This window comes from Erwinia pyri (genome assembly GCF_030758455.1).
In the GTDB taxonomy this organism is placed as follows: domain Bacteria; phylum Pseudomonadota; class Gammaproteobacteria; order Enterobacterales; family Enterobacteriaceae; genus Erwinia; species Erwinia pyri.
In genome coordinates, this window is the sequence record NZ_CP132353.1 from 3,897,558 (window position 1) to 3,912,444 (window position 14,887).

Annotated in this window: 12 protein-coding genes; 6 read left to right on the forward strand and 6 right to left on the reverse strand. The window is 55.2% G+C overall.

What is annotated here, in order from left to right:
• The first annotated feature begins 37 nt into the window (after window positions 1–37).
• Window positions 38–814: a 2-phosphosulfolactate phosphatase gene (locus Q3V30_RS18450; protein ID WP_306208258.1), complete on the forward strand. Its 777-nt coding sequence runs from the start codon at window positions 38–40 to the stop codon at window positions 812–814.
• 63 nt (window positions 815–877) lie between these two features.
• On the opposite strand, the gene Q3V30_RS18455 is transcribed toward Q3V30_RS18450, so the two are convergent.
• The 3 genes from Q3V30_RS18455 to Q3V30_RS18465 form a co-directional block, all read right to left on the reverse strand.
• Window positions 878–2,356: a SulP family inorganic anion transporter gene (locus tag Q3V30_RS18455; RefSeq protein ID WP_306208260.1), complete on the reverse strand. Its 1,479-nt coding sequence runs from the start codon at window positions 2,354–2,356 to the stop codon at window positions 878–880.
• Entirely contained in the window at window positions 2,353–2,979 is a 627-nt protein-coding gene (locus tag Q3V30_RS18460; RefSeq protein ID WP_306208262.1) for a carbonic anhydrase, read from the reverse strand. The genes Q3V30_RS18455 and Q3V30_RS18460 overlap by 4 nt, the downstream gene beginning before the upstream one ends.
• A gap of 631 nt (window positions 2,980–3,610) precedes the next feature.
• On the reverse strand, window positions 3,611–4,930 hold the full coding sequence (locus Q3V30_RS18465; RefSeq protein WP_306208264.1) for a gluconate:H+ symporter: 1,320 nt from the start codon (window positions 4,928–4,930) through the stop codon (window positions 3,611–3,613).
• Window positions 4,931–5,106: 176 nt separating this feature from the next.
• On the opposite strand from Q3V30_RS18465, the gene Q3V30_RS18470 reads away from it, so the two are divergent.
• On the forward strand, window positions 5,107–7,116 hold the full coding sequence (locus Q3V30_RS18470) for an NADPH-dependent 2,4-dienoyl-CoA reductase (protein ID WP_306208266.1): 2,010 nt from the start codon (window positions 5,107–5,109) through the stop codon (window positions 7,114–7,116).
• Between the two features lie 163 nt (window positions 7,117–7,279).
• Here Q3V30_RS18470 and Q3V30_RS18475 read toward each other — a convergent pair whose 3' ends face one another.
• Window positions 7,280–8,086 (reverse strand): 5'-nucleotidase, lipoprotein e(P4) family, encoded by an 807-nt coding sequence (locus Q3V30_RS18475; protein ID WP_306208268.1) that lies wholly within the window; start codon window positions 8,084–8,086, stop codon window positions 7,280–7,282.
• A gap of 121 nt (window positions 8,087–8,207) precedes the next feature.
• Here Q3V30_RS18475 and Q3V30_RS18480 point away from each other — a divergent pair, with 121 nt between their 5' ends.
• On the forward strand, window positions 8,208–8,921 hold the full coding sequence (locus Q3V30_RS18480) for a purine nucleoside phosphorylase YfiH/LACC1 family protein (RefSeq protein ID WP_306208270.1): 714 nt from the start codon (window positions 8,208–8,210) through the stop codon (window positions 8,919–8,921).
• 76 nt (window positions 8,922–8,997) lie between these two features.
• Here the strand turns inward: Q3V30_RS18480 and rlmG are convergent, their stop codons facing one another.
• Window positions 8,998–10,125 (reverse strand): 23S rRNA (guanine(1835)-N(2))-methyltransferase RlmG, encoded by a 1,128-nt coding sequence (rlmG, locus tag Q3V30_RS18485; protein WP_306208272.1) that lies wholly within the window; start codon window positions 10,123–10,125, stop codon window positions 8,998–9,000.
• Between the two features lie 82 nt (window positions 10,126–10,207).
• Here rlmG and Q3V30_RS18490 point away from each other — a divergent pair, with 82 nt between their 5' ends.
• Window positions 10,208–10,711, forward strand: a complete 504-nt coding sequence (locus Q3V30_RS18490) for a M48 metallopeptidase family protein (protein ID WP_306208274.1) — start codon at window positions 10,208–10,210, stop codon at window positions 10,709–10,711.
• A 46-nt stretch (window positions 10,712–10,757) separates the two neighbouring features.
• Here the strand turns inward: Q3V30_RS18490 and Q3V30_RS18495 are convergent, their stop codons facing one another.
• Complete coding sequence (locus Q3V30_RS18495) at window positions 10,758–12,449, reverse strand: chloride channel protein (RefSeq protein WP_306208276.1); 1,692 nt, start codon at window positions 12,447–12,449, stop codon at window positions 10,758–10,760.
• A 225-nt stretch (window positions 12,450–12,674) separates the two neighbouring features.
• Between Q3V30_RS18495 and Q3V30_RS18500 the strand changes: the two genes are divergently transcribed.
• Window positions 12,675–13,664: a Gfo/Idh/MocA family protein gene (locus tag Q3V30_RS18500; RefSeq protein ID WP_306208279.1), complete on the forward strand. Its 990-nt coding sequence runs from the start codon at window positions 12,675–12,677 to the stop codon at window positions 13,662–13,664.
• Between the two features lie 245 nt (window positions 13,665–13,909).
• A complete protein-coding gene (locus Q3V30_RS18505) occupies window positions 13,910–14,884 on the forward strand; it encodes a TerC family protein (protein ID WP_306208281.1) in 975 nt (324 codons plus the stop codon).
• The last annotated feature ends 3 nt before the right edge of the window (window positions 14,885–14,887 follow it).

Below are 14,887 nucleotides of genomic sequence, written 5' to 3' on the forward strand. Positions count from 1 at the left end.
GTTCAGATATTCTGTTTACCACACTGGAGAAGATGTCATGGAATGGTACAGCCAGCAGGGATTTGAAGTTCGTCTTGAATGGAGTCTGTCTGCCGTAGACTATCTCGCTGACGAAACTGACTGTGTGATAGTGGTGGATGTGATGTCATTTTCAACATGTGTGAGTCTGGCCGTTGATAACGGTGCCCATATCTATCCCTATCCGTGGAAAGATGAATCAGCACTGGAATATGGGATCAGTATGGGAGTGAATACGGCCAGCTTTGACCGAAGGTTCAGCGGTAAGGGCTACAGCCTCTCCCCGTTATCAATACAGAATATAAAAAAGGGCGAAAGCCTGGTGCTACCCTCTCCTAATGGTTCAACAATTTCATTCAGGGCAAAAGAGGCAGGGATAGCGGTGTTCAGCGGCTGTTTCAGGAATATCTCTGCAACGGCCAGGGCATGTAGCGCTTTCAAACGTATTCTGGTTATTCCCTGCGGAGAGCGCTGGCCCGATGGCAGCCTCCGCCCTGCGATTGAAGACTATGTAGCTGCAGGAGGCATCACAGAGGCACTGGGGCGTAAAAGCCTCTCACCAGAGGCTCTGACTGCTCTGGCCGCATACCGTTATCATCAGGAACATCACCTCTCGCTACTTCACAACTGTGCATCAGCAGCAGAACTTCGCCTGCGAGGGTTTGAAGAGGACATTGCCCTCTCTCTTGAGGTAGATGCTGGCAAGCTTGAATGCAGAATGTATGGCAACTTTTACAGCTCAGGACAAAAAGATCCAGAGCACCCGCCGCGTAGTTTACCCAATCCTTTCTCCTGATGAGCAGATCGTGAAAACCTGTGGCGGATCCTCTGTTTATGTCAGAACGTTGAAACCTCTTTTTCAGGCAAGCTGGACTGGCCACTGGTTCAGGACAATGCCCCTTTTACGAGCGCCTTCACCAAAGTCTTTCAGCACCGCTTTCACATCCGGATCGATATATTCCGCATTGTCATGATCGACAATCACCACGCTGTTTTCCGGGATCTCTGCCAGCAGACCTTGCAGACGTGGATTATGCATAAAGGTCAGGTTTTGCTGGAAGCGCAGAACAAAGTGGTCGTCATAGCGCGTCAGCTGCATCGCGTTGCGGTGGCTTTTGTAGATGCTGAACAAAATCTGGGTCGCCAGACCGATACCGATACCGGCCAGCATGCCGAATACCAGAATGCCGCCGATGGTTGCCAGGAAAGGAACAGACTGCTGCGCACCCTGCCGGAAATGCTCCACAAACAGGCGGGGCGTCGCCAGCTTATAACCGGTATAGAGCAGCACGGCGGCCAGGCTCGCCAACGGTATAGCATTCAGCAGATCGCTGAAGAGCAGTCCACAAACCAGTAGCAATACGCCATGCAGCAGAATAGAAATTTTACTCTGCGCGCCCGCACTGACGTTAACCGAACTGCGGACGATAACCGCCGTAATAGGCAGGCCACCTAAAAAGCCACTGATCAGGTTACCAATGCCCTGCGCGCGCATCTCTTTATCCGGCGACGGTGCCGGGTTCTGCGGGCGTAGTTTTTTCAGCGCTTCCTGACTGAGCAGCGTTTCAAGGCTGGCGACGATGGCAAGCGTTACCGCCACCATATAGACCGCCGGATTCTGCCAGACGCTCCAGTCAGGGCGTACCAGTTCGCCAGTCAGCGCTGAAATGCTGTCGAAAGAAGGCAGAGAGATACGTGGCAGCGCACTGACAATTTCCGGGAACATCCTGCCTCCGATCACCGTCACCAGGCAGCCGAAGAGTACGGCAACCAGCGGGCCGGGCATCCAGCTCAGCGCCTTGATCTTTTTCAGCGTCGGCGTCGACCAGAACCAGAGGATAAACAGACCAATCCCCGCTACGGCGATGGCCGGGATCGAGACGCTGAAGGCACCGCCGGTGATCATCGAGCTGAGCTCGCTCTCTTCAGAAGACCCTAAAGCCACAGGAATTTGCTGGATTATCAGCAAAATACCGATGGCCGCCAGCATGCCCTTAATTACCGTTCCCGGCACCAGCGTGATAAATCGCCCTGCCCGCATCACGCCCAGCAAGAATTGCAGCACGCCAGCGACGATCAGCGCAAACAGTAACGCTGAGAAAGAGCCGAGCGTTTCAATAGCGCCGGTAACGATAGTGACCAGACCTGCAGCCGGACCGCTGACGGCAAATTTTGACGGGCTGAAGGTGGTGACGACCAGACCGCCGATCACGCCAGTCAGTAAGCCCACAAACGGCGGCAGTCCGCTGGCTTGTGCAATCCCCAGGCAGAGGGGTAAAGCCACCAGAAACACAACCAGACCAGCCGGGATGTCCCGGCGAAGCGTATTCAGATTCATGGAGAAGGTTCCTCTGCACTGTGTTGAATTAACTCTTTCAGATGCCCGGACTGCAGATCGTAGACGCAGCCAAACACGTCCAGTTGCACACCGGCACGCCACGCGTTAAGAACAGGCTCTGCGGCGATAAGGTGAGTGAACTGTGCCAGGACATTCGCCTCGACCAGCTGATTAAGTTTCTCAGTTTCATCCTCGATGCTTGCGGTCTTAGCCAGGCCGGGAGCGAGAGCTTCACGCAGTTGTGTTATGCGCCGCGCCAGCGGGGAGTTTTCGTCGGATAAGGGAATGCCAGGCAGAGCGAACGCCGCCTGTACGCCGCCACAGCCATAGTGACCGCACAAAACAATGCGTGAAACCTTGAGGTATTCCAGCGCATATTGCAGCACGCTCATAAAGTTATCGTCCCCCTCCACCACCATATTGGCGATGTTACGGTGAACGAAGAGTTCTCCCGGATGGGCACCGGTAAGCACTTCTGCCGGTACGCGGCTGTCAGAGCAGCCTATCCAGAGCGAATGGGGCTTCTGCGAATGCACATTCTGATGAAAGTACTGTGGATTGCGTTGGCGGCGCTGTAAGGCCCAACTGCGGTTTTTCACTAACAGGGGTTTAAGTGTCGTCAAAATACAGTCTCTCTTTGCTGGAATCAGGGATCGGGTCAGGCGTTAATAGTTTGAAATAAGTGTTAATCGGGAATTACTCTCTGCATCAGTATGTACATATCTGATGTAATAAGTTCTGACATTTTAGAATGGACTTAATTATTAGGATTTATCCTGGCAGATTAAAATAAAGTGAAATGTAATCTTTTTTAAATTAATTAATAAAATATTGATTTTTTAACTTCAGGAAAAAACAAGTTAAAAAGCAGAAATTCAAGCTACATTAAATCATTATTTTCAATAAGTTATAATAACCACTTATTTTTTATTGTTATTGAGATATAAGTAAAAGTTATTCCTGAAAAGAAAATTCATGAAACAGTCGTCTCATTTTAATATTGTCCTATTAAGGGTTCTGTAACTGCCTGAAGGGAATTAAAACGAGAGGGAATAAGGCTTTTCATCTGTTTCACTATGGACAGATAAGTCAGGTAGTAATAACGCTATTTATCAAGTATCGTCAGAAACACTCTGAAATTTTTTAACATCTTTACACAGAATAAACCCCGCAGATCGCGGGGCTTTATAAACAAGGCTGGGGTGACTGAACTTTTGCCGGTCCTGTTTTTGCCTTAACCAGGGCCAGAAGGCATCAGTGGATCACGGCATTCAGGATCAATACGCCCGCCAGTCCCAGGAATGAGATCAATGTTTCCATCACCGTCCAGGTTTTCAACGTCTCGACCACCGTCAGATTAAAGTACCCTTTAAACAGCCAGAAGCCCGGATCGTTCACGTGGGAGGCGATAACGCTGCCCGAACCTACAGCCAGCACCATCAACGCTGGATCGGTATGGGTAATGGCGATGATTGGCGTAACAATCCCGGCGGTAGTAATAGCCGCGACGGTGGCCGAGCCGAGCGCCACCCGCAGCATCGCCGCCACGGTCCAGCACATCAGCAGCGGTGACAACGACGAGCCTTTCATCAGATCGGCAATGTAATTACCCACGCCGCTGTCCACCAGCACCTGCTTGAATGCGCCACCGCCCGCAATAATAAAAACAATCATCGCGATAGCGGCAATGGAGCTGCCGCACATCTCCATCACCTCTTCCATCTTACGCCCGTTACGCAGTCCCAGCGTCAGCACGGCGACCACCACAGAGATAAACAGCGCAACGGCCGGGTTGCCGATAAATTCAAAGAACTGCCTGACCCCATTTTCCTTCGGCATGGTCAGCTCGCAGACGGCGGCAATCGCCATCAGGATCACCGGGATCACCGCCGCGAAGATGCTGATCCAGAAGCCGGGCATCTCATGCTCTTCGAAGATCTTCGGATTAAATAATCCTTCAGGCGGTTCACGCTCGAAACTTTTCAGGAAGCGGGAGAAAATCGGCCCGGCGACAATCACCGTTGGGATAGTGATAATCAGGCCATAGAGCAGCGTGGTGCCAATATTTGCCCCAAAGATGGTGGCAATGGCCGTGGGGCCGGGATGGGGCGGCAGAAAACAGTGCGTTACCGAAAGTGCTGCCACCATGGGCACGCCTACGTAGAGCAGCGGCATCTGCGCGGCAGCCACAATAGTAAACACCAGCGGCAGCAGCAGGACGAAGCCCACTTCGTAAAACATCGCCAGCCCGACAATCAGCCCGGTTACCACCAGCGCCCACTGCAGATGTTTTTTGCCGAAGGCGGCGATCAGCGTGGTCGCCACCCGCTGCGCTGCGCCGGTGTCCGAAACTAATCTGCCCAGCATAGCGCCGAAACCGAGGATCATTGCCAGGCCTCCCAGCGTGCCGCCAATCCCTTTTTGAATCGATGCCACTACCGCCAGCGGCGTCATCCCTTCCGCCACGCCAACCACGGCAGAGACAAACACCAGGGCAATAAAGCCGTTCACTTTAAAGACGATCATCAGCACTAAAAGCAGGATCACGCCAACCGCTATAATGGTTACAGGCATTGTATTTCCTTGAAGAAAGTCGCCAGAAGATGAATCAGGTGTAGCTGCTTTTCACCGCCTGCGCCGCCTGGCAGGCTAAATAGTTGGCGGCGCATCACACTCCGGTTAACAACACTTTCCGAACGGGCTTTTCGCCGCTACAGTACAACTCATCCGACCACTCACTTCAGGCTCCTATGAACCCTTCTCTGTTCTCGCCGCTGGATCTGGGTTTTACCCAACTGAAAAATCGTCTGCTGATGGGCTCGATGCATACCGGGCTGGAAGAGCATGCTGACGGCCCGCGCCGTCTGGCCGCTTTTTATGCCGAGCGGGCAGCCGCTGGCGTGGCGCTGATTGTGACGGGCGGCATTGCTCCTTCACCTGAAGGGGTAGTTATGGCGGGGGCAAGCGTGCTGAACCACCGGGAGCAGCTTGATAACCATCGCCAGGTGACTCAGGCGGTACACCAGGCTGGCGGCAAAATTGCGCTGCAAATCCTGCACGCCGGCCGCTACAGCTATCAGCCCTCTTTAGTGGCGCCCTCCCCGCTTCAGGCGCCGATCAACCCTTTTAAGCCGCTTGAGCTGACGGCAGAGGCTATTCTGGCGCTGATTGGGGATTTTGCCCGCTGCGCCGCGCTGGCAAAAGAAGCGGGCTATGACGGGGTGGAAATCATGGGCTCGGAAGGCTATCTGATTAATCAGTTTCTCGCCGCGCGAACCAACCATCGTGATGATGAGTGGGGCGGAGATGAAACCCGCCGCATGCGGTTTGCGATAGAAATTGTCAGGGCGGTGCGGGAAGCTGTCGGACGCGAATTTATCATTATTTTCCGGCTCTCCATGCTGGATTTGGTGGAACAGGGCAACACGCTGCCGCAAACGGTGCGGCTGGCAAAGGCTATTGAGTCCGCAGGCGCAACGCTTATCAACACCGGCATTGGCTGGCATGAGGCACGGATCCCGACTATCGCCACCTCGGTGCCTCGCGCTGCCTTTGGCTGGGTGACGAAACAGCTCCGGCAGCATCTGCATATTCCACTCATCGCCACTAACCGCATCAATCATCCCGATGTCGCCCAGGCGCTGCTGGATGAAGGCTGTGCCGATATGATCTCGATGGCGCGCCCTTTTCTTGCCGATGCGCAGTGGGTGGAAAAAGCGCAATCTGGCCGCAGCAGTGAGATCAACACCTGCATCGGCTGTAATCAGGCCTGCCTGGATCAAATTTTTGCCGGGAAGATAACGTCGTGCCTGGTGAACCCCCGCGCCTGCCATGAAACGGAGATGCCCGTTCGGTCAGCGAAGATAACAAAACGTCTGGCAGTCGTTGGCGCTGGCCCCGCCGGCCTGGCTTTTGCCGTGAATGCTGCCTCCCGCGGGCATCAGGTCACGCTGTTTGATCGCGCTGCCGAGGTCGGTGGTCAGTTCAATATTGCCCGGCAGATACCGGGAAAAGAGGAGTTCAGCGAAACGCTGCGCTACTACCGCACTCAGCTGGCGCTGACGGGCGTCAGGCTCAGGCTGAACGAAACGGCGGCGGCGGACCAGCTCGCTGATTTTGACGAAGTGGTGCTGGCAACCGGCGTGACGCCGCGCTGGCCAGACATTCCAGGCATCGATCATCCTTGCGTATTGAGCTATCTGGATGTGCTGCGGGACAAAAAACCGGTAGGGAAACGCGTGGCCTTAATTGGCGCAGGCGGCATTGGCTTTGATACAGCGGAGTATCTCAGCCAGCATGGCGAGTCAACCAGCCTGAACGTGGCGGCGTTTTGTCGGGAGTGGGGAATTGACCAGACGTTGCAGCACCAGGGCGGAATAGTGCCGCCTGTTCTGCCCGAACCAGAACGCGAGATCTGGCTGCTGCAGCGCAAACCCGGCAAACCGGGCGCCGGGCTGGGTAAAACCACCGGCTGGATCCATCGTGCCAGCTTGCAAATGCGGGCGGTAAAGATGTGGGGCGGCGTGCAGTATCTGCAGATTGACGATCGTGGGTTACAGATCCTGCGCGACGGCGAGCCGGTACTACTTGAGGTAGACAACGTGGTGATTTGTGCCGGACAAGAGCCTGAACGGGCGCTGGAAGAGGCGTTACGGGCAGCGGGCAAGCCGGTGCATATTATCGGTGGGGCTGACGTGGCGCTGGAACTGGATGCGCGGCGGGCGATCGCTCAGGGCACAAAGCTGGCGCTGGCAATCTGAAGTCGGCCGCCTTAATCCAACGTAGGTGATGGCAGGATACCTTTGTTCTTTAACGATATCCTGCTCGACAGACTAAGATTTTCACCCCGCGCTGGTTTCGGCCAGTTCTCTCTTTCATCTCAGCATGCTGGTAACAACTTGCCTCCTGCCAGCGTGCCGATCGCTACTTTCCGCTCCACGCCTTCAAATTGGCATCACGGGTTTGCAGCTTCTGTTCTGGCGTGAGCTTGTTATACCCTTCGCCTAACCCGCTTTCCCAGTCTCCGTAGAGCGGATTAGGCAGAATGATAAATTGCGTGCCAAAGAGGCGGTTGTTCTGGTTCACGAAAGCCCGGCGCTGGGCATTGCCCTGATGATAGGTCGCTGCGCCGTAATCGTTGAGATTATCTCCCACATACAGCACCACGTTGTACCCTTCTGCTCTGATGGCATCGAACCGCGCCTGCTTGTTGGAGCTGTCGGTTTTCAGACGCAGCGTTTTGTCATTTACGCCGGTAAAGCCCAACTGCCGGAGATTTTCTGCCGTGGCGGCAGCATCCTGATTATCACGGTTGGAGACATAGAACATCGTGCCACCGTGGCTGTTGACATAGTTGGCAAAGTTGACCGCGCCCGGTACGGCGAGAGCCTGTTTTGCCTGCGTCCAGCCTGACCAGGTTTTATCGGAGAAGGGTTGGTTCGCTTTGACCTGCCATGCGCTGTAGGCGCTGTTGTCGATCATCGTTTCATCCAGATCGACAATCACCGCTTTAGGCTTACCGGTCAGCGACGGCGCTTTATCAAAAGCGAGCGTGGCGAAGTTAAACGCCTGATAAGCCAGCGCCTGATATTCACCCGACTGCTGGAACCAGTTGAGCGCCATAACCGACTGCTGGTTGAGCTGATTAGCGGCATCCGTTTTCTGCTGCGCGCAGCCGGAGAGGGCCAGCGCCATCAGGGCGGCCACGCTTAACGACGTTTTCAATTTCAAAATGCAGGATCTCCTGTCAGGGATAGCGGAAAGGCTTTTAAATAAGTGCCTTAAAACTGTAGCATCTTCCTCATATTGTGAAGAAAATGTTAGTCCGCCGACCGCTGATAAGGACCGGATCATGCCGCAACCCTACTATTCCCCACTCTTATCCCGGCTGACGTGGCTTGAGCACGCTTTCCAGGTTGCCGGAGAACGCCCCCCGGAAGAGAGTATTTATAATCAACAGCGCCACAGCGCCACGGTAGTGCTGGACACAGAGGCGCTGCCGGTCAAAAGCCGCGAGGCGGACGGGCTGATTGGCACAGGCACGCGCCCGGTGACGGTCTATACCGCCGACTGCCTGCCGATTTTGATTGCGGATATCCGCCACAAGCAGGTCGCAGCGGTACATGCCGGTCTTAACGGCGCACTCTCTGGTGTGCTGGTTAATACGCTTCGCCTGTTGATTGAGCGGGGCGCAACGCCAGAGAGCCTGATAGTTGCGGTAGGCCCCGCTATTGGCCCCTGCTGCTATGAGCTGGGTGAAGAGCGCCTTGCCCGCATCGGGCAGGAGACGCCGGATATTGCCCCCCTTCTCGCCTTCACCTCCTCTCAGCCCACCAATCCAAAAGCCCTGCGGCCGCAGGCAGTGGCAACCACACAGGGAGAGTGGTTCGATTTGCCGCTGCTGGCTAAAAGAGTGGCGATGCGTGAAGGCGTGCCGGAAGCGCAGATTGAGCTGAGCCAGATCTGCACCTATTGCATGGCGGAGGAGAAGGCCAGCTATCGCCGTAATACCCATTTTGATCACGGCTATCAGCAGCGCTTTTCCTGGATCCGTAAGCTCAGCTGACTGCACCGAATTCCACGCAGTAAAAAGGCGGAGCGTTAACACGGCCCGCCTTTTTTACGCTGAACCCAGTTGCGATTTAGCGCATCTTCACTGAACGCAGAATAACGAATTTCTGATTAGAGGCGACGGTAGTGCAGTTGCCGAACAGTTTCTTCATTTTGCGGTAGTAATCCAGATGACGGTTACCCACCACACGCAGTTCCCCGCCCTGCTGCAGGCAGCGATAAGAATCGCGCATCATCTGCCAGGCAATATAGTCAGTCAGCGTATTCTGCTGATGGAACGGCGGGTTGCATAACACCGCGTGGAAGGTATTCGACGGGAAACCAGCCAGCGAATTGTTGACCGAGAAGTGGCAGCGATCCATATCGTCCGGACGGTTCACCTCCACGTTCATCTCACTGGAGGCAACAGCCATCCAGGACTCATCAATAAAGTGCACTTCTGCCGCCGGGTTCTGATCCAGCGCCGTCAGGCCAATCACGCCGTTACCGCAGCCCAGGTCGGCGATTTCGCCCTCGATATTCTCCGGCAGATTAGCCATAAAGAAGCGCGCGCCTACGTCCAGGCCGCTTCGCGAGAAGACGTTAGCGTGATTATGGATCTCGTATGGCGTGTCATCCAGCGGCCAGATGGAGGTCATGGGGGCCTCTTCCAGCGCAGGCAACGTTGGCTGGCAGAAGATCAGCCTGGCCTTTTTCACCGCCAGCGAGGTGGTGGTAACGCCCAGCACACGTTCAAACAGGTTGAGTGTGGAAGTATGAATATCTTTGGCTTTACCTGCGGCGATGATCTGCGTCTCTGGCGTCACAACGCTGCGCAGAGAGCGGAGCTGGTGCTCCAGCAAGGCCAGCGTTTTGGGGATCTTCATCAGCACGCGTGCTGGCGCAACCGGCAGCGGAGCAAGGCTGTTGATAAACTTCACGTCGCCTTCATCCATCGCATTCAGATTCAGGTTCTGCCGCGTAGCCAGCTCGCCCATCAGGGAGTCGCTGATGCTGTAGAGCTCTTCGCCGTAAAGCCCACAAGCCAGCGCACCAAAGGTGTCGTTGAACAGGAAGGTCGGTCCGGTAGTCTGGTCGTCTGCCACGTGCTGCAGCAGATATTCATCAGCGGCATCCCACGCCTGCAGCGGGCTCTCTTCGCGCGTTTGAGGGAAACGGTGCAGCGTCAGCGTGCGGTGGCTCAGTTCGAGTTGGCTCATGGGATGACCTTAATGGTAAAATTCCCGCGTTTTATCCCCTAAAACGGGCTAACAGTAAACTTTTTTCTTTCCTGGAGTCTGCATGTCGTCGCTTATTTACCTGCAAGGTTACCCTGAAACGCTGTTGTCACAGGTGCAAACGCTGATCGATCAGCAGCGTCTGGCGGAGGTCCTGCAAAAGCGCTATCCGGCCAGCCACGCCATTACCAGTGATAAAGCGCTCTATGACTATGCGCTGGAGTTGAAGAATCAGAGCCTGCGCAATGCGCCGCCGCTGAATAAAGTGATTTACGACAGTAAAATCAAGGTGATGAAGCATGCTCTGGGCCTGCATACGGCCATTTCCCGCGTTCAGGGCGGCAAGCTGAAGGCCAAGGCTGAGATCCGCGTGGCGACCATTTTCAAACAGGCACCGGAAGCCTTTCTGCGTATGATCGTGGTGCATGAGCTGGCGCACATCAAAGAGAAAGATCACAACAAGGCGTTTTACCAGCTCTGTTGCCATATGGAACCGGACTATCATCAGCTCGAATTCGATACCCGCCTCTGGCTGACCGAACAGGCTCTGCGGGGACGTGAGGGCTGATCGCCCTGCAAGCAGCCGCGGAACGTGGCACGGCACCACTTTCAGGCTACAGGAATTCTTTTGCCTTCTGGATCAGGCTGGTTTTGGTCAGCGCTCCCAGATATCTCTTCTCCTGCGGATTATTCAGCACCGGCAAGCGCTCCAGCGTTACTCTGGCAAACGCTTCCCACCCTTCGGTGATGGTTTGGTTCTCATAAATATAGGGGAATGAATCATCCATGACGCAGCTCACCGGCGAATCCAGCGTGATCTCTTTATCCAGCACTTTCCTGGCGATATCGTGCATCGAGACTGCGCCCATAAACTGACCGGTATCGCTGATGACATAGACAAAACGTTCACGCTTCAGTGAGCTGACCGCCAGCGCTTTTCCCACGGTATCGCCGGGCTTCAACGCGGCGCCCGACACAATGAACTGCGAGATAATGCCGTTATCGAAATCGAATTTAGCGTCGGAGCGGCTGAAGTGATTGCCAATCACCGGATAGGTGCTGCTGGACTGCAGCCGGTAGACGGTCATTGAGGCCAGCACGCAGGCGATCATGGTGGGGAACAGCAGGCTGCTGTTGAGCGTCATCTCCAGCACCATCAGCATCGCCATCAGCGGGGCCTGGCTGACCGAAGCGAGCACCGCCCCCATTCCCACCGCGGCAAAAATCACCGTGTTGCTGACCGGCCAGCCAGCCAGGCTGGCCAGCGTTGCCACTATCACGCCAAGTACCGCCCCTATCAGTAACGAGGGAGTAAACAGGCCGCCAACGGCGTTGGACCCCACTGAAACTGCCGTAGCGATCATCTTCAGCACCAGCAGCACAATCAGCCCTTTCAGCACAAAGCTTCCGGCCATGATTTCCACAATCACTTCATAGCCGTTTCCCAGAATATTGCTGCTGCCTACCGCCATCGCGCCGACGATAACGCCCCCTAATCCCAGCCGGAACGGCAGGCTTTTGATGCGGCCAAAACGTTGTTTGCTCTGGCCGATCAGCCAGATCATCGACCAGCCCACCAGGCCCGCCAGCAGACCCACGATCACCGTCAGCAGAATATTGCCGGGCGTCAGGTCAAACTGAGCGTGGGAAAAAGGGTAGATGGCGGAACGGTAACCCAGCGTCCACATGGTCAGCACCGCCACACCAGAGGAGATAATCAGCGGGATCAGACGCTGTAAGGCGGAGATGCCAAACGCAATCTCCGCCACAAAAATAGCGGAGGCCAGCGGCGCATGATAGACAGAGGAGAGCCCGGCGGCGGCGGCCATTGCCACAATATCGCTGTTTTTCAACGCCAGACGGCGGAAGCAGAACCGCCCCATCAGGCTGCCGCTGAGCGCAGAAAGCTGCACCATCGGCCCCTCTTTACCGATAGAAGCGCCGCTGCTGATGCTGGCAACAGAAGAGAGTGCGCGGAACAGGGAGGTTTTGGTGGGAACGGCGTCGAGCCTGGCGTTGATCACCTCCAGGTAGTCGGTGCGGACCGTCTCTTTCTGTTCAATAGCGGTAGCATAACGCAGGAAAAAACCGGCAATTACGCCGCCCAGCCCAACCACCACCGGCCAGAGATACCACGGGTAGACGCCGATCGCTTGGGTCACATCCTGCTGCGTACCAAAGAGTACGGAGTTGATAAGTTCAATCAACTGGCGGAACCCCAGCGTCACCAGCGTGGCCACCAGACCTACCGGGATAGCAACCAGAATGCTGGTCCAGTTCAGTGCGTGTTTACTGCCCGTCGTCATTATCTTTGCTCACCCTAATGCGCGCATTTTCTCTTATCGTGAAAGAGGATACGGTAAAAATCAAACTGCCTGAGGCAGGATAACAGAGTGCCACACTGCGCGGCGCGCTTCGCTTTTTTTAGCCATTGCCCGCGGCAACTCACGTGCTACTCTGATCGATAACGCCGTGGGCAGGGTCCTCTCCTGCCCCAATTTCGCCCAAAACGTGTGGAGACTGAAACACGCATGATACGCTTCGCAGTTGTAGGGACGAACTGGATAACCCGCCAGTTTGTCGATGCCGCCCATGAAACCGGCAAAATGAAGCTGACCGCCGTCTACTCCCGCTCGCTGGAACAGGCTCAGGCCTTCAGCAAAGATTATCCCGTTGAACATCTTTTTACCTCGCTGGAGCAGATGGCGCAGTCAGAGGCGATAGATGCGGTCTACATCGCCAGCCCCAACGCCCTGCACTGCCAGCAGTCGCTGCTGTTCCTGCAGCATAAAAAACATGTGATCTGTGAAAAACCGCTGGCTTCTAACCTGCGGGAAGCGGAGGCGATGATCGCCTGCGCACGAGACAATCAGGTGGTGCTGTTTGAAGCCTTCAAGACCGCCAGCCTGCCTAATTTCCTGATTTTACAGCAGGCGCTGCCTAAACTGGGCAAGCTGCGTAAGGCGCTGTTGAGCTATTGCCAGTACTCTTCGCGTTATCAGCGCTACCTTGATGGCGAGAACCCCAACACCTTTAACCCTGCCTGGTCAAACGGCTCCATTATGGATATCGGTTATTACTGCCTGGCTACTGCCGTCAGTCTGTGGGGCGAGCCTGAGCGTGTTACCGCTACCGCCTCTCTGCTGGAAAGCGGCGTGGATGCACACGGAACAGCGATCCTGGAGTATGGCGACTTTGACGTCACCATTCTGCACTCCAAAGTCAGCCAGTCTGGGGTGCCGAGCGAGATTCAGGGCGAACAGGGGTCGCTGGTGATTGAGCAGGTCTCTGAATGTCAGCGCGTCAGCTTTATGCCACGCGGTGCAAAAAGCCAGGATCTCAGTTATCCGCAGCATATCAATACCATGCTGTATGAAGCCGAAACGTTCGCCCGGCTGGTGGAAACGAACGAGATCGACCATGCGGCTCTTGCCACCTCACGGACAACGGCAAAGCTGCTGACCGAAATCCGTCGTCAAACTGGCGTCGTCTTCCCCGCTGACGATCTTGCGTCTGTGTAAATATTTCTAAATATGTCCAGTTGTGATTGACCTATGCTGCGCCAGCCCTTATCTTCTGGCGCAGCATAGGGGAGTAACTTCAACGCCGAACGATCGTCAGCACGATATCCACAGATATCCGGTCGTCGGGCAACAGGACGATGTGCCTGCTGTGAGTGAGACCTGGCCTTAACGGAACCTGTTCACCTTCTCTGAAGGAGGCAGCCTTCCACTGAAAGCCAATTCTCATTTTACAGGATATCGCTATGCAATCTGTTGGCACGCCTCTGCTGTGGGGCAGCTTTGCCGTCATCGTCATCATCATGCTGGCTATCGACCTCTTCTTACAGGGGAGACGCGGCGCACAAACCATGTCAATGAAGCAGGCCGCGCTCTGGTCGCTGCTGTGGATCACCCTTTCTCTGCTTTTCGCCGCCGGTTTCTGGTGGTATCTCGACGGCAATATCGGCCGTGAAGTCGCCAATACGCAAACTCTGGCGTTCCTGACAGGCTACGTGCTGGAAAAAGCGCTGGCTGTTGATAACGTTTTTGTCTGGCTGATGCTGTTCAGCTACTTTGCAGTGCCTGCTGCCATCCAGCGCCGCGTGCTGATCTACGGCATTCTTGGCGCTATCGTCCTGCGTACCATTATGATCTTCGCCGGAAGCTGGCTGGTCTCTGAGTTCAGCTGGATCCTTTACCTGTTCGGTGCGTTCCTGATCTTCACCGGGATCAAGATGGGCATGGAGGGCGGCAGCGATGAAGAAAGCAACGTCGGCGACAAGCCGGTTGTGCGCTGGCTGCGGGGCCATCTGCGCATGACGGAAAATATGGAAGGCGAGAAGTTCTTTGTGCGCCGTAACGGCGTGCTGTTCGCCACGCCGCTGCTGCTGGTGTTGATTATGGTGGAGCTGAGCGACGTTATTTTTGCCGTTGACAGTATCCCTGCCATCTTCGCCGTCACTACCGATCCCTTTATCGTGCTGACCTCCAATCTGTTCGCTATCCTGGGCCTCCGCGCAATGTACTTCCTGCTGGCTAACGTCGCAGAGCGCTTCCACATGCTGAAGTATGGCCTGGCTGTGGTGCTGGTATTTATCGGTGTGAAAATGCTGATCGTCGATTTTTATCACATCCCGGTGTCGATCTCGCTGGCAACCGTGGGGGGCATTCTTGCCGTCACGCTGCTGGTTAATGCCTGGGTGAATCATCGCAACGACCAGAAGCAGCTAAGCAAATAATCG